The sequence below is a fragment of the Paenibacillus sp. PsM32 genome, assembly GCF_030433815.1.
GTDB classification, from domain to species: Bacteria; Bacillota; Bacilli; order Paenibacillales; family Paenibacillaceae; genus Saccharibacillus; species Saccharibacillus kyungheensis.
Genome location: NZ_JARUWY010000015.1, coordinates 71430 through 94232, shown reverse-complemented (window position 1 = coordinate 94232; position 22803 = coordinate 71430). Strand labels below are relative to the sequence as shown.

Genomic DNA, 22803 nt, shown 5'->3' with positions numbered 1-22803 from the left:
GAACACGATGATTACATGCTATCTCAAATATGTGATAGATCCTTATCAAGTAAACGAATTTGAACAGTATGCTAAGATGTGGATACCGCTAGTTCACAAATTAGGTGGGACGCATCATGGTTATTTTCTTCCACATGAAGGTGCGAATAACATCGCCTATGCTTTGTTTTCTTTTCCAAGCCTTGCTGATTACGAAGAATATCGTCAGAAGATGATGGTAGATGAACAATGCCAGCAAGCGTTTGAATTTGCCAATCAGAACAAATGTATTATTAGTTACGAACGTAGCTTTATGCGTCCTGTGTTTGAATAAGTAGGATATGTATAAATCAAAAGCCTTTCACGATCAAGAGCATCTGTCGGAATATGCTCTAGTCATGAAAGGCTTTTATGTGCAATTAATGCTTGCTTGCGCTCACTTCTTGTCCTAATTTGTGACGGATATCGTCTGCCGCTTCAACCATTAATTGAAGAGCAGCTACCGTTTCAGGATGAGCACGTGTTTTCAATCCGCAGTCTGGATTGATCCAGAATAATTTAGGATCAAGTACACGTAGAGCACGTTCGATCAACTGTACCATTTCTTCTTTGGCAGGCACACGTGGACTATGGATATCATAGACACCCAGACCAATACCTTTATCATAGCCATGCACTTCAAAAGAAGAAATCAATTCGCCATGACTACGTGAAGTCTCAATAGAGATAACATCTGCATCCATATCTTTAATAGCATCAATAATATCGTGGAATTCCGAATAGCACATATGAGTATGAATTTGAGTCGTTTCTTGTACAGCCGCTGTAGATAGACGGAATGAGCCTACTGCCCAATCAAGGTATTCTTGCCATTTGTTACGTTTAAGAGGCAATCCTTCACGTAGAGCAGGTTCATCGACCTGAATCATTTCAATACCTGCCGCTTCAAGCGCCAGAATTTCATCCGAGATAGCGCGTGCAATCTGATAAGATACTTTACTACGCGGAATATCATCCCGTACAAAAGACCAGTTCAGAATAGTAACCGGACCTGTTAGCATCCCTTTAACAGGTTTGCTGGTGAGAGATTGAGCATATTTGGTTTCTGTCACCGTCATTGGCTTCACAAAATGAACATTACCGTAGATCACAGGAGGTTTGACACAACGAGAACCATACGATTGAACCCAACCAAAGCGTGTAAATGTAAATCCATCTAACTGCTCTCCGAAAAACTCAACCATATCAGTACGTTCAAATTCACCATGTACCAATACATCCAAATTCAATTCTTCTTGAATCGAAATCCAGTCTTGAATCTGTTCTTCGATAAAACGGTTATAATCTGCTGGAGATAATTCGCCTTTGCGCCATAGTTGACGGGCACGACGCACTTCTACAGTTTGCGGGAAGCTACCAATTGTAGTCGTCGGCAATAATGGTAATTTCCATTTGTCTGCATGAATAACCTGACGCTGTGCAAAAGGAACATTACGTGTAGCCGAACCTTCATTTTGCTGTAGATGTTCTTCTTGCGGAGCGCGCCATGATGAATTGGCAATGCGTTCAACCGCTTCACGACTGCGATCTAACGCTTCTTGTACAGCAGGAGCACCGATATTAGCTGCTTTGGTTAAGAGCGCAAGTTCTTCTAACTTCTGATCGGCAAAAGCAAGAGCATCTTTAATAATTGGATCAAGAGACGTTTCACTATTGGTTGTCACAGGCACATGTTGCAGACTGCAAGACGGCTGAATCAGTAAGCGATCCGAAGGGACGGTTTGAGAGATCGTTTGAATCAATTGAATTTTATCTTCTAATTTGGAGCGCCAGATATTCCGTCCATCGACCAGACCTACACCTAGAATTTTGTCTTCAGGGAAGCCCCAATCATCCAGATTATTCAGATTCTGCTCTAATCCATGTACAAAATCCAAGCCAATCCCTTGAACAGGGAGATCAATTAATTTACCAAAATCATCTACACCTTCAAAATAAGTCTGTACCAGCAAATTCACATCAGGAGCCGCCTGGTTGAATTGAGTGTAAATCTCTTGCACCCATTGCCATTCTTCAGCAGATACTTCTAGTGCCAGTGAAGGCTCATCTATTTGAACCCAGCGTACACCTGCTTTGTTCAATCCTTGCAATATCTCTACATATAAAGGAGCTAACTGATCTAACCATTGCTTGAATTCAGAAGCTTCATATCCTTTAGAAAGTTTGAGGAACGTATACGGGCCGATCAATACCGGCTTGGTCTCAATACCTAATTCTGTTTTGGCTTCTAAATATAATCGCAATGGACGGTTTTCTGTTAATTGCGGTGTAATTCCACCCAGTTCAGGTACGATGTAATGGTAATTGGTATTGAACCATTTGGTCATTTCACCTGCGGTTGCTTGATCTGTACCACGAGCAATCGCAAAGTATTGTTGTAAGGATACTTCGCCACCTGTATAACCAAAGCGTTCAGGTACTAATCCGAAAGTAACAGCCGTATCTAAGACGTGATCATAATATGAAAAGTCGCCTACAGGAATTAGATCGATACCAGCTTTGCTTTGTTTGCTTAGATGAGCAAGGCGCAATTCTTTCATCGTTTGTAAAAAGTCAGCTTCCGAAGATTTGTTACTCCAGAATGCTTCTAGCGCTTTTTTCCATTCACGTTGTTCACCAAGACGCGGATAACCAATATTGCTACTGAGTACTTTTGGCATTATTATTCCCCCTGAAAGTTGATTGTTTAGTACAATCATCATAGCGTATTCTGGCAGGATATGGTTATACGTTTTGCCTATATCCTATCATGATTCCACGCTATAGCTAGATTTGCCTTTTTGGTAACAAAGTCATTTGATGGTAAGATAGAAAGGAAAGAAACAGTATACATAGTTAAAGGCAAGGAATAAAAAGGGGGGACAACATGAGTATTTTGTATTTGTTTTGGGCTTTTGTAGGTCAAGCTATATTAGGAATAGTGATTACAGGATTGAACAGATTAGGATTAGCCGCGATCTGGTTAGATTATTTCCCGACTGTCATTGTAAGCATTTTGTATTTTATTGGATTTATGAAATTAGAAAAAGTAAATCCGCAATTCGCCAAAGGTAAACCATTTGCGATAGCTGCGGCTGTACTTGCCGTTATTCAAATCTTTTTACCTGATCAAGCCAATGTATTACCTTTACCATGGTGGTTAACTATCGTATCGTTGTTAGTCATTATTGCTGATTTGTTTATTATTTATACGGTATGTAAAGGGATAGGGGAGATGGCAGAAGCACAGAACTTGCCAGATTTCAAAAAAGTATCTTATCAGCGCTGGATTATCTATGTATGCAATCAAATTTTAGCGTTAGCAGTATTAGCGATCAGTGCATTTGTATCATCTACAACTACAGGAAGTATGGTGACGTTAGCTGGATTGCTAGGAGTGATCTATGTTGTTTTTGGTCTACTTGTTTATATTTTAATGGCTACATTCATCTGGAAAGCGCACCAACTACTAGATATAAAATAGGAGGAATGAAGAATGACTAACGTATTGGTATTAGGTGGAACACGATTTTTCGGCAAAAATCTGGTGGAATTATTACTGAAAGAAAATATCCAAGTTACCTTGCTGACTCGTGGTCAGACTGAAGATGAATTTGGTGATCGGGTTCAACGACTAGTTGTTGATCGCGAAGATGCTGTCGCTTTGGAAAAAGCAATCGGAGATCAGCAGTATGATGTGGTCTACGATAATATTTGTTTTACACCACAGCAAGCACGTGAAGCTGTAGCAATTTTCCAATATAAAGCAAAGCGTTATATTCTAACGTCAAGCTTATCTGTCTATGAGTTTGGGCAAGCGGTATTGCATGAACCAGATGTCGATACCCATCATTATACAATTGATAAAGATCCAGAGGCGAAGCTTAGTTATGGAGAAGGCAAGCGTCAAGCGGAAGCTGTATTTTTTCAACAAGCCGATTTTCCAGTAGCGGCGGTACGATTCCCTATTGTGTTAGGGCCGAATGATTATACTAAGCGGCTCCATTTTCATGTAGAACGTGTGTTAAATAATGAAGTAATAGGCATTTCGAATATCGAAGCACAGATGAACTTTATTCATGAGCAAGAAGCCGCAGAATTTTTGTTCTGGTTAGGAATTTCATCTGATCTAACAGGACCTGTAAATGCACGTTCTGATGGAGAAATCAGTTTGCGTGAATTTATCAAATGGGTAGAGCAGGGAACCGGTCAACAGGCTATCGTACAGAGCGAGACAGATGAAAAAGCACAATCTCCTTTTGGTGTTCCTGATTCGTGGATTATGGATACATCCAAAGCGAAGCAAGCTGGATTTACATTCTATGTATTGTCAAAATGGATGCCTGAATTGATTAAGTATATTGCTTCAGCAACTAAATAACAGCATTAATAAAAGAAGTAACGGAAGAATGGAGTACGGCGATGGTAACTGATATTTTTATAGGAGATATTCCTTTAGTGGATGGAGTTATACAGCAAGTGATACTTTTACCGGAACAGGTGAAAATATATTTTCAGACAGAACAAGGGATTTCGATTATATTTTCGTTAGAACAAGTAGCGGCTGTATGGGATCGTCGCTCCGCCGGACAAGAAATAGGCGGAATGCGAACCGTTCCCTGGTCACGTACAGAAGCTCCGATACGTGATTATTTGTTAGCTCAAGTAGAGCAAGGTGAATTAAGCGAAGAATGGTTAAGTAGTCTTTCCATGTATTCGTTTGTTAGTAGCTGGGGTGATCATTCTATTCTAGATATTGTAGCTAGTGAGATACGTACTCAGCGCCAATGAGATCAATGTTTATGAGATAGATTCATTCGCCGATAAGCACCAATAAGAAATGGCAAACCAAGTGCACAGGTCAATGCTAATGGTACAAATATTTGCATACTATGTTGTGCGCCTCTAACATCAAGTAGAAAACCTCCAAGTATAGGGGCGCACACATTACCTAAATTGTTAAAGCCAATCGTTCCAAAGTACGTTCCTTTCCATTCTGGCTTCGCTATTCGATCAATTAACATATCCATCATCGTAAATAACAAGACTTCCCCTATTGTGAAAATAACAGTAATGATCATAAATGCCAGACCTGTACTGGCAAGCCCATACAATAGTAAGCTCGTAGCTACAAAAATATTACCGATAATCAATGAGACTACAGGAGCAAAGCGCGAAGCCCATTTGACCAAAGGATATTGTACTATCAGTACTGTGATCGCATTCAGTGTTAACATATACGCAAACCATGTAGCACCATCGTGCAGATCAGGAACCAATGCTAAATATTGCGGTAACGTTGAATTGAGATGACCATAACCGAGTACACAGAATGTTGTTCCAATCAATATGTATAAAAAGATTCGATCTTGAGAAATAACTCGTAATGCTTTTTTTAAAGTAATTCGTTGTTCTGTCGTAGAGGTAGATTCAATATGTATAGGATGTTTACCAAATTGAAACATAAGAACAACAGTATAAAGTACATAGATACAGCCAGCCATTATAAAAGCACTGCTTGATCCATTGGTACTGAACCATAAACCTAACAATGGGCCAAAAACAACACCGACATTAATCGCTGTATAACGCATATTAAAAATTAATAATTTTTGTTCTTGAGGTGCAACTTCAGATAATAATGCACGCGAAGTCGGTTCAAATAAAGAGCGGCATAGTCCATTTAAAGTGTTGACTACAAAAAACATCCATATTTGATTCGAAGCAGCAAAAGCAAAAAATACAATACTCCAACCAGCTATCGACAAAATCATAACCTTTTTGCGACCAATACGGTCTGAAATATAACCTCCGTAAAAGCTAGCAAATACGCCTACTAAAGAACTCACAGCTACAGTAATCCCTGTCTGTGTAGGCGAAGCTCCCAACGATTGAGTCAGATAAATCGATAAAAAAGGAATACTCATCGAAGTCGCCATTCGTCCAAAAAGTGTGCCTACAATGATCGTCCATGCCAAAGGATGGATACCGCGCAATTGTAAAAAAGACGTTCTCATCGTTCCAAATCACTCCTTTACTCTACATCGTACAAAAAAATATTTTCTCACCGTTATAAAAAGCTGTCAAGATCGCTTACTAACTTATACTTATCATTTCCTATTTATTGTCATATAATGGGATGAAATAGACAAAGGAGGTCTTGAAAATGTCGGAACAAGTAGCTAAGTTTTATCAGTTATACGATGAAGATTCACGATTTGAGCGTCCATCTCGAGCGGTAGAGTATATTACGACTATACATATTATAGATACATGGTTATCCCAGTTACCTCCAGTATCTTCTATTTTAGATAGTGGAGCAGGAAGCGGAGCATATGCGATTCATTATGCAAAACAAGGGCATCAAGTAAAAGCGATCGATATTACCCCTAAGCATATACAACAGATTCAAGCCAAATCGTTACAACTAGAACTTAACTATTCTTTACAAGCTGAAATTGGAAATGCTACTACATTATCTACAATAGCTACTGAATCGCTGGATATGGTGCTTTGTCTAGGGCCGTATTATCATCTTACTTCTGCTGAAGATCGAGCATCTTGTTTATCTGAAAGTATGCGTGTATTGCGTCCAGGAGGCATATTGATTGTTGCTTATATCAATAAATATTCGATTGTGCCTATGTTAGCTGTCAAAGAGCAAGGTTATTTACGTTCTTCTGTGATTGACAAAGTATTGCAAGAAGGTGTGTTTTACGATGGAGCAGAAGACAGCTTTTGGACAGACTTGTATGTAACATCACCTGAACAAATGGAACAGGATATATTAGCCGCCAATGCTCAGATTATTGACCATGCTGGCGCAGACGGAGTCACTCATACGATAGATGGTTCTATAGATCATCTTGAAGAAAGTATGTATCAGACATGGTTAGATTATCATCTCCGCACTTGTCGAGAACGTAGCATATTAGGCTTGAGTACACATGGAATTATTGTAGGACGCAAATCAAAATAGATTAATTTAAAAATAAAATAATATATCTGTAAAGCTAGCTATCTCAAGGGATACTGGCTTTTTTATATACCAATAATGATATATGAATTGTCAATACATGTTTGCTTATCTATAGACAAGGGTAAAGAATACGAGAAGCTGTTGTAACAATAGTAATATACTAACTAATTGTTATGATTTAGCTTTTAGCTTTTATTTTTAGCGTTCAGTTAGAAATCGGATGTGTAATAGTTTTTATAAATATAAATAAATTCTTTCACAAATTTTACAACCTGAATCAAACAAAGAATACTATTCAAAAATGTATGTCAATGGATTAATAACCATATATAACGTACACCAAGGAGGATATTACAATGACATTAGTACAATCGAAATACGCACATTGGAATAAACAATTTATCGCTGGAGAATGGGTAGAAGGTTCTTCAGATAAAATGATGCAAAATAAAAATCCTTATACTGGAGAAATATTAGTAGAGTGGCGTTCTTCGGATGAAAATGATCTGGATAAATCGTACAAAACTGCACAAACAGAAGGTAAAAAATGGTCTAAAATGCCACTTGCTGCTCGTGCTAAAGTGATGCGTGAAGCAATGATGCAAATGAATGAGCGTAAAGAAGAAATTGTAGACTTGCTTATCGCTGAATCAGGCAGTACACGTGTCAAAGCAGAACGTGAATGGATGACAACAGTACGCATTTTGGAAGAATCTTCTTCATTCCCATACCGTATCAAAGGGGAATTGATTGGTTCTGATATTCCAGGTAAAGAGAATCGTGTTGTTCGTGAAGCAAAAGGTGTTATTGGTGTCATTGGGCCTTGGAATTTCCCGTTACATTTATGTATGCGTTCGGTAGCACCTGCATTAGCAGTAGGTAACGGTGTTGTAATTAAGCCAGCTTCTGATACACCGATTACAGCAGGATTACTAATTGCTGATATTTTTGAAAAAGCAGGCTTGCCTAAAGGAGTACTCAGTGTTGTAAGTGGTAGCGGTAGCGAAATTGGAGATGCTTTTGTGAAGCATCCAATCCCTAAACTAATTTCCTTTACAGGTTCTACCGAAGTAGGACGCGGTATTGGTAAATTAGCAGGTGAACATCTGAAAGATGTCGCTTTAGAACTTGGTGGAGACAATGCGATGATCGTATTGGATGATGCTGATATCGATAAAGCTGTAGAAGCAGCAGTCTACGGCAAGTTTTTCCATCAAGGGCAAATCTGTATGGCACTGAATCGTATCGTTATTGATAATTCTATCTACGATACATTTGTAGAGAAATTCACCAATACAGTAAAAGGTCTAAAATTCGGCGATCCTGCTGATGCCAAAACATTAGTAGGCCCATTGATTCATGAAAAAGAAGTAGACCGTCTACTTGAAGTTATCGAAAATGCGCAAAAAGAAGGCGCTACATTGTTATACGGTGGTAAAAGTAAAGGGAGTGTACTTGAACCAACTGTTCTGAGTGAAGTATCTCCAGAAAATTCAGCAGCACAACATGAATTATTCGGTCCGGTTGCTTTGCTGATTCGTGCGAAAGACGAAGCAGATGCGATTCGCATAGTAAATAGCAGTGAATATGGATTAAGTGGTTCTGTATTTACATCAAACCTAGAGCGTGGTTATCGTGTGGCTCAAGAAGTAGAAAGTGGTATGATCCATGTAAATGATCAACCTGTAAACGATGAAGCACATGTTATGTTCGGGGGCGAGAAATCTTCTGGTCTAGGACGCTTTGGCGGAGAATGGGCTATTGAGAAATTTACGCGCACACGTTGGATCAGTATTCAACACGAATACCGCGAATTTCCTAATATTTAATAAAAAGTTATGACATGTATTAGTTTTTTAATGTAAAATTAAAAAAATCGTATGATGTAAGCCAAGCTGCTTTATGATTCCTTAGGGATCGTAAAGCAGTTTTTTTGTACAAAGATATGTTAAAGAATAGATATATTTTATTCAAAAAAAATGATAATCGTAGTTTGAAAAATAGGAAATGCGGTTATTAATTCTTACCGGAAGATTTACCATAATCTTATTATAGCTTCTGTCATTGGTAACGATGCTTCTGGTGAATTGAGAAGGAGTTGAGCAGGCATGTCAATAGATCGTTTTATACTCCGTAAATTAAACCGTGAAGCCGATGAGCATACTCGTACCAATTTACTACGCTTATTTGTTATTCGTATTCGGAGTGCAGAAAAGCAAGAAGCAGGCAGAAATAAACAGTATATCAGCTAACATGATTTTATATGATGTGTAATACTAATCTTTTATTGTAAAGAGTTCTTTTATCTTAAATAGATAATCATTGAGATTTGATGATGCATATAGTATAAAATGACAGTTCACAAAAAAACATCCGTTCTCCTTAAAGGGAGCGGATGTTTTTTATAGTTATCATGGTTGTTTATTTAGCTGTTTGAGCATACTCGGCTTCTAAAACCATTGCTTCTGGTTCTACCCATGATTGAGACCAATCCTGAATACCGCGTATCACAGATTCTAATGCCAATCCTTTTTGAGTTAATTCATATTCAATTCGTACCGGCGTCTCAGGGTATACATGGCGGACAACCATTCCTTCATGCTCTAGATCCTTCAGGCGTTCGGACAAAAGACGACCGCTTACCGGGAGTGATGATTGAATAGAGCAAAAGCGTTGAGGACCACCCATCAGTTGATAAATAATTAAGCCATTCCAACGTTTACTTAAAATCTGCATCCCCTTTTCGAATCGAGGACAAAGCATTGATGTATCCATCTATATCACCTCTTTTAATAAACCTATTATATCACATAATATACATTTGATACAGACTATCACTTCAGTAATTTAATAACTTTAAAGATATTTCTTTTTAAATTACACTAGATTACTTAAAGTTAATTGGGGAACAATTGATTATTAGGCATTTTTGTTGAAAACTATAGAATTGTATGCAAAAAATCGATAACGCCTATAGAACATAATCTGTTCATAAGTATTACCGATTTGATGATAGACAAGTACGTCATTTATGTAAGTAGAGAGTAGTATCAGACAGAAAGGGCCGTACGGAGTCTTCCCGTTGTTAGGCCCATCGTAATGTCTATAAAGAAGTAGGAAAAGCACTTACATTTTAGTATAAAGATAAAGCTAGAGTGTCACTTTCACGATAAGTATGCAAAATCGCTTCAGAACCTACAACTTCAATACTAATAACAGTATCTAGACACGTTTTGATCATTTTTTTACCATTTACAATTTTGTGTTCAATCGTTCTGCGTAATAGTCTTAACAGCTTGGACATTGGTTGTGTATTCTCGGCGTTAAAGTAAACCGGAACCATCTTGTTCTCTAAAAGAATTGTCGTTTTCACTATTAATCACCTCGTTTATTGTTATAAGTAATTTGATTTCAAAAGTTGATATGTGTTAGCCTTTCGACTAACTTGACTTTATTGTAATCACCTTTCCTTAAAGAAAACTTAAAATTACATGATTTTCACCTAAAACCTGAGCATTAATTTTAAAGTGAGACACATAATGTTCATGAAGCTACATTAAAATCTACATATCATATTACTTATAATAATCATATATGGGTAAAAATGGAATATATTTCGTGAAACAATTGACAAAATTAAGCCTATAGTGCTACATTGGAATAGGTACTAAGAACCTTTATTGTATAATTTACTACATCATTGCCCTTTATATAGTTACAAAAGCTCACATGTCAGTATTGAAGGGAGAAGATGGACCTACATGTTAACTTTGAACTCTTCCAAAGAACCTATGATAACGTTGACAGACAAAGAACTGTTCTTTTTAGGCAATGTGCTTGGATTTGATCAGATCATGGGAATGGATAATCCGTTACAAGATAGTACAGTCGAAGAATTGGCTGATATATGGAAGCAAGCAAGTACATCTCTTGTACAAAAAGGATGTTTAACGATAGATAATCAAGATGAAATATCGCTTCACCCGCCAGATGCTTATTTACAAGGGAAATTCGTAGGCACTTACAAGCGTGGCTGTTGTATCCGTTACTTTTATGCTACAGATACGACTAATAAAGTTCGTGAAGGAAATAGCTATTTTACTCATGAGACAGTAGTCGATATTAAGCAAGCTTCTGCTTTGCCGGGAAGTTACACTTTAACAGAACTCGGAAGTCTGAACAAAGCATGTACTTTATTGTTACGACGAATGAAACTAAGTAATAATGCTATTGGAGAAATGCCTGCTTTAACTTTTTCCAAACATTGGTTTGATCAGTATTTTCATCATGGAGAACATATTCATTTAGATAAGATTACAACAGAATTGACGCAAATGACAGGTGATTCAGAAGGTTCACGTATTTTTGCCAAAGTGTTGCATAACTATAGTTTGCGTGCTGAAATTCAATTTTCTCAATGGGAAGAAGATAATTGGCAACGTCAAGGAGCGGTATTGTTAGCCGATCAGAATACGAATTGGATCGTTCGAATGAGTAATCAAGATGATGAAGATTGGGTAATTGCTGTTCCTGTAGATAAAAAGCAATTACGACGTATGTTACTTGATTGGGTGCAACAACCTGATCCTTCTTAAATTAAAAATCGACAATATAAAACCGAGCAGAATTGTGCTGTTCGGTTTTATATTGTCGATTTTGCTAAATAAATAAAAAAAAGTGATTCCATCCCTGTCTATATTGGGTAAATTGTTGAAGCACACGGTAGAATGCCTGTGTATACATATTTTATTCAAAAGGGGTGGAGCAAATGATGGAATCTACAATCAATATACATCGCTTTGCAGGAAAAACAGCGTTGGTTACCGGAGCAGGTTCTGGCATTGGTAAAGCGACGGCTCTTAAATTCGTAGCTGAAGGAGCGAATGTGATCTTATGTGATCTATCGCTTGAACGTATACGTGAAACAGAAGCAGAAGCAAATGCGATTCGTCCTGATGCAGCATTGGCTTTTGAGATGGATATTGCAAATGAAGAACAAGTAAAACATGCTATTCAAACAGGAGCCGAGCATTTTACCGGTCTGGATATCGTTTTCGCTAATGCAGGTATTAACGGAGTTCTTGCTCCAATAGATGAAATTAAATTTGAAGATTGGCAGCGTACAATCAATACGAATTTGGGTGGTACTTTCCTTACCATCAAGTATGCGCTTCCTTTCTTAAAAGAGCATGGTGGCGGAAGTATTGTGATCACCAGTTCGATTAATGGTAACACGACATTTGCAAGCTTCGGTATGTCAGCATACAGTACTTCCAAAGCAGGGCAAGTTGCTTTTGCCAAAATGGCAGCTCTTGAACTGGCTAAATTTAAAGTACGTGTTAATGTAATCTGTCCGGGAGCGATCTCTACAAATATCGATCAAAGTACAGAAGTAAATGAGCTGGTACGAAATATAGCGATTCCTATCGAGTTCCCACATGGTCGTCAACCGTTAGCTGGACAATCCGGTTCAGCAGATAATGTAGCAGATCTGGTCACGTTCTTATCTTCTCCAGAAGCGGCTCATATTACAGGAGCACAGATTACGATTGATGGAGCCGAATCTCTATTGTGTTAATCTATTACTGACTATCTAATTACAAAGATCAAATGATGATATCATATCAAGAAGCTCTGTTATAGGAGCTTCTTTTGTTATATTATCATGTCATTCTATCGATCGCTGTCAGTTAAATAGGTATAATGAAGATGATATATACAAACATTATAACAAAGAGGTGACTATCCTATGTTATCGTGGTTAGCAGAACAGAAAATCAATGAAGCTATACAACAAGGAGAATTTGATGATCTGGAAGGTAAAGGAAAACCGTTAGCACTGGAAGATTTATCTCATGTGCCTGAAGAATTAAGAGCTGCTTATAAAGTTATGAAAAATGCAGGTATTATTCCAGAGGAGTTACAATTGCGACAAGAGATGTTGACGTTAACCGATCTGATTGCAGCTTGTGAACATGCAGGTAAACGACAAGCGTTACATCGCAAATTGGATGAAAAAACGTTACGTTTACAACTGATTACTAGCCAGCGTGGATTACAAGAAAATGCTTCTTATCACCGCTATGAGAATCAAATTCGTAAGCGATTAACTTAACATCATCCTAGATATCTAAATAGAAATGATCAATCATATATCTACTATTTTAATGCTACTATCTTGATAGTATATATGACTTGAATAGAAGAGTTTAAATCATTTTTGCTAACCATCATTTTGATAAAAGTAGAACAAATAGTGCTTATATCGTCAGGCGCTTATAGAAAGGAATTATGTTTTGACTGAATTATTGAATTTGCCTGTAGATGCGTTGATTCCTGATTTGAAAATATATTTAGATCAACAAGGAGTAGCCGTAGTCACAGCAGAACCCGGAGCAGGGAAAACGACTCGTATTCCTATCGCTTTATTACATGAACCGTGGTTACAAGGAAAGCGGATCATTATGCTAGAACCGCGGCGGGTAGCCGCTATTTCTGCGGCACGTTTTATGGCAGCTTCCTTAGGAGAGCAAGTAGGCGAAACGGTAGGTTATCGGGTGGCACTGGATAGCAAAGTAAGTCAGAATACAGTGATCGAAGTCGTTACTGAAGGGATTTTGACAGCGATGTTGCAACATGATCCTTCATTAGAACAGATTGGTTTGATTATTTTTGATGAATTTCATGAGCGGAATCTGCATGCTGATCTAGGGCTTGCTCTAACGATAGAGAGCAGGTCTATTTTGCGTGAGGATTTAAGAGTGATAGTGATGTCAGCTACGATGGATCCTAAGCCTGTAGCTCATTTATTAGGAGATGCTCCTATACTGTCTAGTGCAGGTCGAACTTATCCTGTGCATACGTATTATGTACAAGGTGAATCAATTTTTAAAATGTATCAACGTCCTTATTCCGATTGGGCGAAAAAAGTAGCTAATACCATCCAAGAAGCATTACAACAACATGAAGGTGATATCCTAGTATTTTTGCCAGGTATACGTGAGATAAGAGCTGTACAGCGAGAATGTAGATCCTCTATCGACTCGATCAATAATTCTACCAAATTGCTGATTCTGCATGGTGGTATGACTTCGTCCGAGCAAGATCAAGTGATTATTCCTTCTGCAAACAAGATGCGTAAAGTAGTATTAGCTACTTCATTGGCTGAATCAAGTATTACGATTACAGGGATTCGGATTGTGATTGATAGTGGCCTGACCCGTATTCCTGTCTTTTCCGCTCGTACAGGGATGGAGCATCTAGCTACAGAACGTGTATCACAAGATAGTGCAGATCAGCGTAGAGGTAGAGCAGGGCGCACAGAAGCAGGTATATGTTATCGACTGTGGAGTGAAGAAGAACAATCTTATTTAGCAACTACTCGTTCACCAGAGATTGTCCAAAGTGATCTAACATCTATGGCTTTGCATATTGCTGTCTGGGGAACGGATATAAAAGAATTAAGCTGGTTGGATCAGCCACCGCAAGCTGCTTATGAGCAAGCTTGTCAGTTGCTTATTGATTTGGAAGCATTAGACGAGCAGAAAGGCATTACAGCGCATGGACGCGAATTGTCCAAGCTACGTGTACATCCCCGTCTCGCTCATATGATTGTACATGCTATTCCTTTAGGCATGGTTCAACAAGCTTGTGATCTTGCGGCATTGTTGCAAGAACGTGATCTGTTATCTTTTCATGAAGCAGGTGCAGATATAGAACATCGGGTACAGGCTCTTCAGGGTGATTCTTCTTATCAAGTAGATCCTAGAGCTATTCAGCGTATCAAAGAATGGAGTCGGCGTTTTGAACAACAGTCACGTCTGATTCAAGGATATGATACTCCTAGCTCAATTGATCCTGATCTTTCCACATCCAATACAGGGATGTTGTTATCGGTAGCTTATCCTGATCGTATCGCCAAAAATCGTGGTAATAGTACATTTCTATTACGTATAGGGCGTGGTGCTTCATTTGCTTCTTCTGCACATCGTTCTGATTATCTGACAACAGCTTCTTATATTGTAGCAGCACAATTAGATGATACAGGAACAGATAGTGTGATTCGACTAGCGGCTGAAGTGAGTGAATCACAACTTCGTCGAATACATGCCAATCATATTCAATCTGTACACCAAGTTGATTATGATGAAGAACGTGAATCAATATCTGCACGAATCGATACTTATCTAGGCGCAATCTTATTGCAATCGGTATCTGATCCTAAGCCTTCCGCTGAACAGATTCAATTAGCTATAATACATGCGATTCGTTATAAAGGTCTGAATAGCTTGAACTGGACCAAAGCTGCCATACAATGGAGAGAACGGATCTCTTTTATGCATCAGCTTGATCCTGATTATCCTGCAATGGATGATAGCACTTTATTAGCAGAAATGGATGAATGGCTACTTCCTTATATAGAAGGAATCCGTCGCTTCAATGAATTAAAAAAATTAAATCTAACAGAATTATTGCTACATCGCTTATCCTGGGAACAACGACAAGCCATAGATAGACTAGCGCCGACACATATCGAAGTGCCTAGCGGATCACGTATTGCTGTGAACTATACTGATCCAAAGCGCCCGTTTATCGCTGTTAGATTACAGGAGTTATTCGGATGTATGACTACACCGATGATTGGTCATCATCCTTTGACGATACATTTATTATCACCGGCAGGACGACCGGTACAGGTTACTAATGATTTGGTTAGCTTTTGGCAACATGCTTATTTTGAGATTAAAAAAGACTTAAAAGGTAGATATCCCAAACATTACTGGCCAGATAATCCGTTAACAGCGGAACCTACACATCGAGCGAAACCTCGCCAATCTTAAATGCTAAGTGTCTAACTACAGAAATATTGATTTGTCAATACATTTTTTTTGATTCCGATTGAAGGTATCTAAGGACGGGTAATAACTTCACAGACAACCTTATAATAGTAACTTAAAGAAGGTTCATACTCGGGAGGTAATTACAAATGGATAAGAAAATTGTAGGTGTATTTAATACAGAACAAGAAGCTTCCAATTCGATTGAACAATTAAAAAGTCAGGGCTTTTCTTCAGAAGAAATCTCTGTTATTACTAAAGATCGTGAAGAGTTGCGCAATATTACAGAAGAAACAGATACCAAAGCACCTGAAGGCGTAGCAACAGGAGCAACAACAGGTGGCGTGCTTGGAGGAACAGCAGGATTGTTAGCAGGTCTTGGAGCATTAGCGATTCCTGGTATCGGCCCAATTCTAGCAGCAGGTCCAATTGCAGCAACGATTACTGGTGCCGCTGTTGGAGCAGGCGCAGGCGGTCTTTTAGGTGGTTTGATCGGTATGGGTATTCCAGAAGATGAAGCTACAGAGTACCAAGATTATGTAAATAACGGTAAAATTCTTGTCTTAGTAGAAGATGACGATCGTTATGATAATGTATACGGTGTATTCCGTAACAACCGTACATTGAATGAAACACGTTACCGTGCAAAAGAAACGAGTACAACTACTCAAGCGCAACCTGAGACACGTACTACCGAAGATCCTAATGCATCCAAAGTGCACAAAGGTGTCGATAAAGATAGCCTAAATGATGATAGCCAGGGATCAGACAACAAATTAACTTCGTATTCTAATGGCGGTTACGGCGTATAATCGATAATAAATTATCTAAATAGATAGACAGCAGAGAAGCTTATCTTTGGTCAAATTATTGACTGGAGGTAAGCTTTTCGTCATTATTCTACTAGATTCGCTAATGAATTTCCCAAAAAAATGTGCATTAGGTTATAAATGCCCTGTTAGATTATCGTTAGAAGAGGTATACTGACAGTGAAAGGGTATGTATTATGTTCCCTTTACTATATCAATGAGGAGGTTATAATCATGGACGTACAGGATAAACTGACTCAGCCTACATCTGGTTCTGCAAAGGACAAAAAGAGAAATCGTCGTAAATGGATCAACAAATTACGCAACGAACTTCGTCTTCCAGGTGCACCGTCACCATCACCCAAAAATGAATCACAGCGTATGCCAACACCAACAATGTCTAATACAGCAAGCTGGGGTTGTGGGTCACGATTGACTTCATAAGACCGACTTATGAAGAAGTATTGAATATTCCTTCAGGAGTACATTATGACAAAAAAACCTAGATTAAGAGAAATCGAGATTCTGCGTGGTATGGCTTTTGCCGCTGTCGTGCTTCAGCATTCGATTGCTCATTTTTCTGTAGTCCCAGAATTGAAAATGGAGGATGGGGCTCGGCTTACTCTTTTGCTATTAGCGGCCAAATTTGCAGTACCGGCCTTTATTTTCATCACAGGGCTGGTGCTTTTTTATAACTATGAAGGCAAAATCAATTATGTATCGTTTGTACGTAAACGGTTTAAAGATATTATTGTGCCTTATCTGTTATGGTCTGTTATCTATTCGTTTATGGTAGGCATTTATAACCATCCCTTCTGGGAATCGATAACTACAATGATTCGCTTCTGGCTTACTGGCAAATCAAGTTACCATTTATGGTATATTGTGATGATTATTCCGATGTATTTATTGTTTCCACCTTTACGTATAGCTGTCAGAAAAATAGTGAAATGGGTCAATGGTCAACGAAAACGTGCATGGTTACTGATCATTGGATTGATTGCTGGATATGAGCTTATTTTATTCGCAAGACCTTTGATTACGGATACCGCAACATCGTTGCATATTCCGGTAATTAGTGCCTATTTTACAACCTATGCTGATCGTAATGTGATCTACTATTTATTTTATTTTCTATTAGGTGCATTGGCTGGATTACATATAAATGTGTTCCTGGATATCCTAAAACGGGTTAAATTTCCTGTGATAGTGATATGCGGGTTGTTTGCGGTGTATTATACAGGGCTCGTTTTAGGGCATTTTCCTCCAGAAGCTCCATTTGGTAGACGTTTTATAGCATTAACATTATTACAACCAGCTATGGGATTGTTTTTGATTGCTTTTCTAGCGTTGATCTATATTGTAGCTTTGAGTATTCAATCTAATGGTGGTACGTATCATCGACAATTATGGATCACATTGAGTCGTTACTCATATGGTGGTTATTTAGCTCATGCTTTAATGTTGAGAATCAGTTATATTATTGAAGAATCATTATTAGCAGGAATGAATATTACGATTAGAATGTTATTGGTATGGATCATTACACTTGTGTTATCGGTACTGGTAACCTATGTGATCTCGCATATTCCTTATGGATACTGGTTAACAGGTATGTCGTTACGTAAAAAGCGTGAAGTTAAAATATGATCATAAAAAAAGCAGACATCGGTCTACAATCGATGTCTGCTTTTTTCTGTATATCTACTATAAGATATACGCCAAAACGTAGATTTTTCAAGGGTTTAGATCACCAAAGTTGAAACTGATAGTTGATCCAGTTTATAGTATAAATACGGAATGAATATTCATTCCGCTCTTATTAAGGTAATAATTAAGACAGGGATTATGTAAAAAATATGATGATGAATTTTAAAAAGTATAGAACATGCATATAACGAATATGGAAGGGGTGAAGTCAATGGAAGCTACATTAAACAAACAAGATTTAATTTTATCAGCGGCTCTTTCTTTATTTGCTGATCGTGGATTTGATGGCACCACAGTGCCTATGATTGCAGAAGCTGCGAAAGTTGGAGCAGGGACGATTTATCGTTATTTTGAAAATAAAGAAGCGCTGGTGAATACATTGTTCAAGCAAGGTACATTGGCATTAACAGAAGCTACAGTAGGTCAATTGTATCAAGAAGGCGACGATGTTCGAACACAGTTCAGGCATTTTTTTTATGGAATGGTTACCTTTGCCAAGCAAGATATTAACGGACTGCACTTTCTGGTTACTCATGCACAGGGATGGTATTTAACTCTAGAAAATAAACAATTATTTGAACAGTTACAAAAAGGATTATATGCCTTTTGTGATTATGGAATCGAACAAAAAATGATTCGTTCTATGTCGTCACCTGTATTAATAGCAATTGTATTTGGAGCTTTCAAAGAATTGTATAATGCCGTTCGTCTGGGAGGCGTCGTATTATCCGCAGAATTGATAGAGCAAGTGGAAGAATGTTGTTGGAACGCTATTGAATATAAGAAATAAGGAGGAATCATAATGACCACCTATACTGATATTCCGCAACCGAAAAAAGAAGGCTCACTTGGCAATTTACACTTACTTGATGCAGAGACACCGTTACAGTCTATTATCAAATTATCTTATGAATACGGACCGATTTTTCGTATGGAATTGCCAGGAAGAGAACAGATTTATCTTTCCGGGCATCGGTTAGTACAAGAAGCTTGTGACGAATCTCGATTTGATAAAAATATATGGACTCCGCTTCAAAATGTGCGCCCATTCACAGGAGATGGATTATTCACAAGCTGGACACATGAACCTAATTGGAAAAAAGCTCATCACATCTTACTTCCTAGCTTTAGTCAACGGGCTATGCAAGGATATCAGAACATGATGGTAGATATTGCGACTCAACTGGTACAGAAATGGGCGCGTTTGAATCCTAATGAAAGTGTCAACGTTCCTGAAGATATGACTCGATTGACACTGGATACGATTGGATTATGTGGATTCAATTATCGTTTTAACAGCTTTTACCGCGATCAACCTCATCCTTTCATTGTAAGTATGAGCCGTGCTCTTGAAGAAGCGATGGGTCAATTGCAAAATGTAGACAGTCAAGATAATTTAACGATAGATCGTAAGCAACAGCACAAGGAAGATATTGAACACATGTTTGCTACCGTAGATCAAATGATTGCAGAGCGTCGTGCAGGAATAACAGAAGGTACAGACGATCTGCTATCTCATATGCTCAATGGTAAAGATCCAGAGACAGGTGAAACCTTAGACGATGAAAATATTCGTTATCAAATGATCACGTTCCTGATTGCCGGGCATGAGACAACAAGTGGACTGTTATCGTTTGCTATTTACTATTTGCTCAAAAATAAAGATAAATTGCAAAAAGCATATGAAGAAGTAGATCGCATACTCGTTGATCCAGTGCCGTCGTATAAGCAAGTGCGACAATTGGATTATGTGCGTATGATTTTGAATGAAGCTTTGCGTCTATGGCCAACAGCACCTGCATTTTCTCTATATGCTAAAGAAGATACGGTATTAGGTGGACAATATCATTTGAATAAAGGCGATGCAGTCAGTGTATTGATTCCTAAGTTACACCGTGATACAGAAGCATGGGGCGAAGATGTAGAAGAATTCCGTCCTGAACGTTTTGAAGATGATAGTCAAGTACCTCATCATGCTTACAAACCGTTTGGAAATGGACAACGTGCATGTATCGGGCAACAATTTGCTATGCATGAAGCTACTATGGTACTGGGTATGGTATTGAAGCATTTTGAATTAATAGATCATACTGATTACCAGCTCAAAATCAAAGAATCTTTAACACTCAAGCCAGAACATTTCACCATGCAAGTCAAAGTACGTAAAAGTCCGACAGCTGTGGCAGTTATGGAAAAAGCCAAACCAGAACAAGAAAAAGCTCAAAAAATCGAAGCCGATCCTCAATTAGCAGGTCATCATACACCGCTACTGGTCTTATACGGTTCTAATCTAGGTACCGCAGAAGGCATAGCACGTGAATTAGCAGAAACCGGTCATTATCTAGGGTTCCGTAGTGAAGTGGCTACACTGGATAATTACGTAGCCAAACTTCCGACTGAAGGCGCGGTGCTGATCGTCTCTGCTTCGTATAATGGTAATCCGCCGGATAATGCGAAGTACTTTGTAGATTGGTTGCAAGGAGCAGAAGCAGGCGAATTACAAGGTGTAAAATATGCAGTATTTGGCTGTGGAGATCATAACTGGGCAAGTACGTATCAGAAAATCCCGCATTTGATTGATCAACGATTGGCTGAACTAGGAGCAGGTCGTATCTATGAAGCTGGTGAAGGCGATGCCAGTGATGATTTTGAAAAGCAATTAGATGATTGGAAAGAGAAGCTGTGGCCGCAATTGATGGGTGCTTTTGACCTGAATTATAGCGGTGGAGAAAAGAAAGAGCATAGCAATCTATCCGTTAGTTTTGTAAGTGGTATGGTAGGTACACCGCTTGCAGAGACATATGATGCTTTTCATTCGGAAATTCTAGAAAATCGTGAACTACAGTATCATGATAGTGGGCGCAGTACACGCCATATAGAAGTGTCTTTACCTGCTGAAGCAACGTATCATGAAGGCGATCATCTAGGAATATTACCGCAGAATCCAGCCAGTCTGATCCAGCGAGTAACAGAACGTTTTCATTTGAAATTATCAGATCATTTATTGCTAAAAGGCAGTGGACGCAGTGCAGCACACTTGCCGTTAGAACGCCCTGTAAGCTTACCAGACTTGCTAGGACACAGCGTAGAATTACAAGATGCAGCCACACGCGCACAGATTCGAGAAGTTGCTGCTTATACGGTATGTCCTCCACATCGCAAAGAATTAGAAGCTTTATTAGATGAAGAAACCTATAAAACAGAAGTGCTTGCTAAGCGAATTACGATGTTAGATTTGATTGAAAAGTATGAAGCTTGCGAAATTCCATTTGATCGTTTCTTAGAATTGTTACCACCACTCAAACCACGTTACTATTCAATCTCTAGTTCACCCAAAGCGTATCCTGATCGAATCAGTATTACAGTCAGTGTAGTACGCGGGGCAGCACGTAGTGGTCAGGGGGAATACCGTGGTATCGCTTCTAATTACCTTGCCGAGCAATCGATCGGATCATCTGTTGTGATGTTTATTCGTAGACCACAATCAGGATTCCAATTACCGGACGATCCAGCTACACCTATTATTATGGTAGGACCTGGAACAGGTATCGCTCCTTTCCGCGGCTTTTTGCAAGCAAGAGAAGCGTTACAACAAGAAGGCAATACACTCGGTCAAGCTCACTTGTACTTTGGTTGCCGTCATCCCGAACATGACTTTTTGTATCGAGAAGAGTTAGAAAAATATGCAAGTGAAGGCATTGTCACATTGCATACTGCATTTTCTCGTGAAAAAGAAGAAGTGAAAGTATATGTTCAACATCAAATGAAAAAAGATAGTCATTTATTAATCGAACTGATCGATCAAGGTGCTCATTTCTATATCTGTGGGGATGGAACCAAAATGGCTCCTGATGTAGAACAGACATTATGTGAAGCTTATCAAGAAGTGCATAAAGTGAATCAAGAACAATCTGTCCAATGGCTAGACCAATTACTAAGTAAAGGTCAATATGCCAAAGATGTATGGACAGGAATCTAAAATAAGCAAAAATCTAAAAAAATATTATCATCCTTTGTAAATTGCACCTTCAGTATTCATACCAGCTTATTCTTAGACAAGTTGAAGTGAATAATTGAAGGTGTTTTTCATGTTTCATGTGGGGTGTTCGATCAACGATATCTCATGATTAAACATCTAGATTTTACAAATATAATTTCAGACTATAAGATTATTTAAATACATGAAAAATTCATAATAAATAACTGATAACATATCTGAACAAATAGAAGACATTAATAATAGTTTTATCATTACATAACGAAAAATAGGAAGAAACAGGATAAGAACGATTGAAAATAGACGGAAATAAACATGAAGAAGAATAGAGTAGCAAAACGTGAAATAGTACTCCAATAACTATTATTATAATTATTTCAACATATGAAAAATTCATAATAGAAAAAATCAAAAATCTCGTATCAACCGTGACATCTAAAATCCCAAAATCAT

General features: G+C 38.3%; 20 protein-coding genes. 16 read left to right on the top strand and 4 right to left on the bottom strand.

The window, feature by feature from the left end; all coding sequences use genetic code 11:
• Window positions 1-313, top strand: a 313-nt coding sequence (locus tag QCD85_RS21210; RefSeq protein ID WP_301263816.1) for an NIPSNAP family protein, incomplete at its 5' end; no start/stop codon positions are given.
• Between the two features lie 85 nt (window positions 314-398).
• On the opposite strand, the gene metE is transcribed toward QCD85_RS21210, so the two are convergent.
• Window positions 399-2699, bottom strand: coding sequence for a 5-methyltetrahydropteroyltriglutamate--homocysteine S-methyltransferase (gene metE / locus QCD85_RS21205; RefSeq protein WP_301263815.1), 2301 nt, complete (start codon window positions 2697-2699; stop codon window positions 399-401).
• Window positions 2700-2905: 206 nt separating this feature from the next.
• Between metE and QCD85_RS21200 the strand changes: the two genes are divergently transcribed.
• From QCD85_RS21200 to QCD85_RS21190, 3 genes are read left to right on the top strand one after another with little or no spacing between them, the layout of a single operon-like run.
• A complete protein-coding gene (locus tag QCD85_RS21200) occupies window positions 2906-3502 on the top strand; it encodes a hypothetical protein (protein WP_301263814.1) in 597 nt (198 codons plus the stop codon).
• Between the two features lie 12 nt (window positions 3503-3514).
• Entirely contained in the window at window positions 3515-4399 is an 885-nt protein-coding gene (locus QCD85_RS21195; RefSeq protein ID WP_301263813.1) for an NAD-dependent epimerase/dehydratase family protein, read from the top strand.
• Window positions 4400-4440: 41 nt separating this feature from the next.
• Window positions 4441-4809: a hypothetical protein gene (locus tag QCD85_RS21190; protein WP_273615881.1), complete on the top strand. Its 369-nt coding sequence runs from the start codon at window positions 4441-4443 to the stop codon at window positions 4807-4809.
• Between the two features lie 2 nt (window positions 4810-4811).
• Here QCD85_RS21190 and QCD85_RS21185 read toward each other — a convergent pair whose 3' ends face one another.
• Window positions 4812-6035, bottom strand: a complete 1224-nt coding sequence (locus tag QCD85_RS21185; RefSeq protein ID WP_301263812.1) for an MDR family MFS transporter — start codon at window positions 6033-6035, stop codon at window positions 4812-4814.
• 149 nt (window positions 6036-6184) lie between these two features.
• On the opposite strand from QCD85_RS21185, the gene QCD85_RS21180 reads away from it, so the two are divergent.
• The 3 genes from QCD85_RS21180 (at window position 6185) to QCD85_RS21170 (ending at window position 9249) form a co-directional block, all read left to right on the top strand.
• A complete protein-coding gene (locus tag QCD85_RS21180) occupies window positions 6185-6997 on the top strand; it encodes a class I SAM-dependent methyltransferase (protein WP_301263811.1) in 813 nt (270 codons plus the stop codon).
• Window positions 6998-7353: 356 nt separating this feature from the next.
• The gene (locus tag QCD85_RS21175) at window positions 7354-8826 is read left to right on the top strand and encodes an aldehyde dehydrogenase family protein (RefSeq protein ID WP_301263810.1); all 1473 of its coding nucleotides are present in this window, start codon (window positions 7354-7356) and stop codon (window positions 8824-8826) included.
• Window positions 8827-9105: 279 nt separating this feature from the next.
• Window positions 9106-9249 carry a hypothetical protein gene (locus QCD85_RS21170; protein WP_273615885.1) on the top strand — a complete coding sequence of 48 codons (144 nt, stop codon included), beginning with the start codon at window positions 9106-9108 and terminating at the stop codon, window positions 9247-9249.
• Between the two features lie 169 nt (window positions 9250-9418).
• On the opposite strand, the gene QCD85_RS21165 is transcribed toward QCD85_RS21170, so the two are convergent.
• Both QCD85_RS21165 and QCD85_RS21160 read right to left on the bottom strand, forming a co-directional pair.
• Window positions 9419-9772, bottom strand: a complete 354-nt coding sequence (locus tag QCD85_RS21165) for a winged helix-turn-helix transcriptional regulator (RefSeq protein WP_204824452.1) — start codon at window positions 9770-9772, stop codon at window positions 9419-9421.
• Between the two features lie 358 nt (window positions 9773-10130).
• Window positions 10131-10370: a hypothetical protein gene (locus QCD85_RS21160; RefSeq protein WP_204824451.1), complete on the bottom strand. Its 240-nt coding sequence runs from the start codon at window positions 10368-10370 to the stop codon at window positions 10131-10133.
• 388 nt (window positions 10371-10758) lie between these two features.
• On the opposite strand from QCD85_RS21160, the gene QCD85_RS21155 reads away from it, so the two are divergent.
• From QCD85_RS21155 to QCD85_RS21115, 9 genes are all read left to right on the top strand, one after another.
• Window positions 10759-11592 (top strand): hypothetical protein, encoded by an 834-nt coding sequence (locus QCD85_RS21155; protein ID WP_301263809.1) that lies wholly within the window; start codon window positions 10759-10761, stop codon window positions 11590-11592.
• A gap of 176 nt (window positions 11593-11768) precedes the next feature.
• Window positions 11769-12575 (top strand): SDR family oxidoreductase, encoded by an 807-nt coding sequence (locus QCD85_RS21150; RefSeq protein ID WP_273616290.1) that lies wholly within the window; start codon window positions 11769-11771, stop codon window positions 12573-12575.
• Between the two features lie 171 nt (window positions 12576-12746).
• Window positions 12747-13112, top strand: coding sequence for a DnaJ family domain-containing protein (locus tag QCD85_RS21145; RefSeq protein WP_301263808.1), 366 nt, complete (start codon window positions 12747-12749; stop codon window positions 13110-13112).
• 181 nt (window positions 13113-13293) lie between these two features.
• A complete protein-coding gene (gene hrpB / locus QCD85_RS21140) occupies window positions 13294-15837 on the top strand; it encodes an ATP-dependent helicase HrpB (protein WP_301263807.1) in 2544 nt (847 codons plus the stop codon).
• 146 nt (window positions 15838-15983) lie between these two features.
• Window positions 15984-16646 carry a general stress protein gene (locus QCD85_RS21135; protein WP_273615889.1) on the top strand — a complete coding sequence of 221 codons (663 nt, stop codon included), beginning with the start codon at window positions 15984-15986 and terminating at the stop codon, window positions 16644-16646.
• A 231-nt stretch (window positions 16647-16877) separates the two neighbouring features.
• Complete coding sequence (locus QCD85_RS21130; protein WP_204824447.1) at window positions 16878-17087, top strand: hypothetical protein; 210 nt, start codon at window positions 16878-16880, stop codon at window positions 17085-17087.
• A 45-nt stretch (window positions 17088-17132) separates the two neighbouring features.
• Window positions 17133-18293 (top strand): acyltransferase, encoded by a 1161-nt coding sequence (locus QCD85_RS21125; protein ID WP_301263806.1) that lies wholly within the window; start codon window positions 17133-17135, stop codon window positions 18291-18293.
• Between the two features lie 271 nt (window positions 18294-18564).
• Window positions 18565-19143 carry a TetR/AcrR family transcriptional regulator gene (locus tag QCD85_RS21120; protein WP_274170241.1) on the top strand — a complete coding sequence of 193 codons (579 nt, stop codon included), beginning with the start codon at window positions 18565-18567 and terminating at the stop codon, window positions 19141-19143.
• A gap of 12 nt (window positions 19144-19155) precedes the next feature.
• A complete protein-coding gene (locus QCD85_RS21115) occupies window positions 19156-22332 on the top strand; it encodes a bifunctional cytochrome P450/NADPH--P450 reductase (protein WP_301263805.1) in 3177 nt (1058 codons plus the stop codon).
• Window positions 22333-22803: the final 471 nt, after the last annotated feature.

Coding starts and splice junctions, on each gene's coding strand:
- metE (WP_301263815.1), bottom strand. CDS start 2,699: ATGCCAAAAGTACTCAGTAGCAATATTGGTTATCCGCGTCTTGGTGAA.
- QCD85_RS21200 (WP_301263814.1), top strand. CDS start 2,906: ATGAGTATTTTGTATTTGTTTTGGGCTTTTGTAGGTCAAGCTATATTA.
- QCD85_RS21195 (WP_301263813.1), top strand. CDS start 3,515: ATGACTAACGTATTGGTATTAGGTGGAACACGATTTTTCGGCAAAAAT.
- QCD85_RS21190 (WP_273615881.1), top strand. CDS start 4,441: ATGGTAACTGATATTTTTATAGGAGATATTCCTTTAGTGGATGGAGTT.
- QCD85_RS21185 (WP_301263812.1), bottom strand. CDS start 6,035: ATGAGAACGTCTTTTTTACAATTGCGCGGTATCCATCCTTTGGCATGG.
- QCD85_RS21180 (WP_301263811.1), top strand. CDS start 6,185: ATGTCGGAACAAGTAGCTAAGTTTTATCAGTTATACGATGAAGATTCA.
- QCD85_RS21175 (WP_301263810.1), top strand. CDS start 7,354: ATGACATTAGTACAATCGAAATACGCACATTGGAATAAACAATTTATC.
- QCD85_RS21170 (WP_273615885.1), top strand. CDS start 9,106: ATGTCAATAGATCGTTTTATACTCCGTAAATTAAACCGTGAAGCCGAT.
- QCD85_RS21165 (WP_204824452.1), bottom strand. CDS start 9,772: ATGGATACATCAATGCTTTGTCCTCGATTCGAAAAGGGGATGCAGATT.
- QCD85_RS21155 (WP_301263809.1), top strand. CDS start 10,759: ATGTTAACTTTGAACTCTTCCAAAGAACCTATGATAACGTTGACAGAC.
- QCD85_RS21150 (WP_273616290.1), top strand. CDS start 11,769: ATGGAATCTACAATCAATATACATCGCTTTGCAGGAAAAACAGCGTTG.
- QCD85_RS21145 (WP_301263808.1), top strand. CDS start 12,747: ATGTTATCGTGGTTAGCAGAACAGAAAATCAATGAAGCTATACAACAA.
- QCD85_RS21135 (WP_273615889.1), top strand. CDS start 15,984: ATGGATAAGAAAATTGTAGGTGTATTTAATACAGAACAAGAAGCTTCC.
- QCD85_RS21130 (WP_204824447.1), top strand. CDS start 16,878: ATGGACGTACAGGATAAACTGACTCAGCCTACATCTGGTTCTGCAAAG.
- QCD85_RS21125 (WP_301263806.1), top strand. CDS start 17,133: ATGACAAAAAAACCTAGATTAAGAGAAATCGAGATTCTGCGTGGTATG.
- QCD85_RS21120 (WP_274170241.1), top strand. CDS start 18,565: ATGGAAGCTACATTAAACAAACAAGATTTAATTTTATCAGCGGCTCTT.
- QCD85_RS21115 (WP_301263805.1), top strand. CDS start 19,156: ATGACCACCTATACTGATATTCCGCAACCGAAAAAAGAAGGCTCACTT.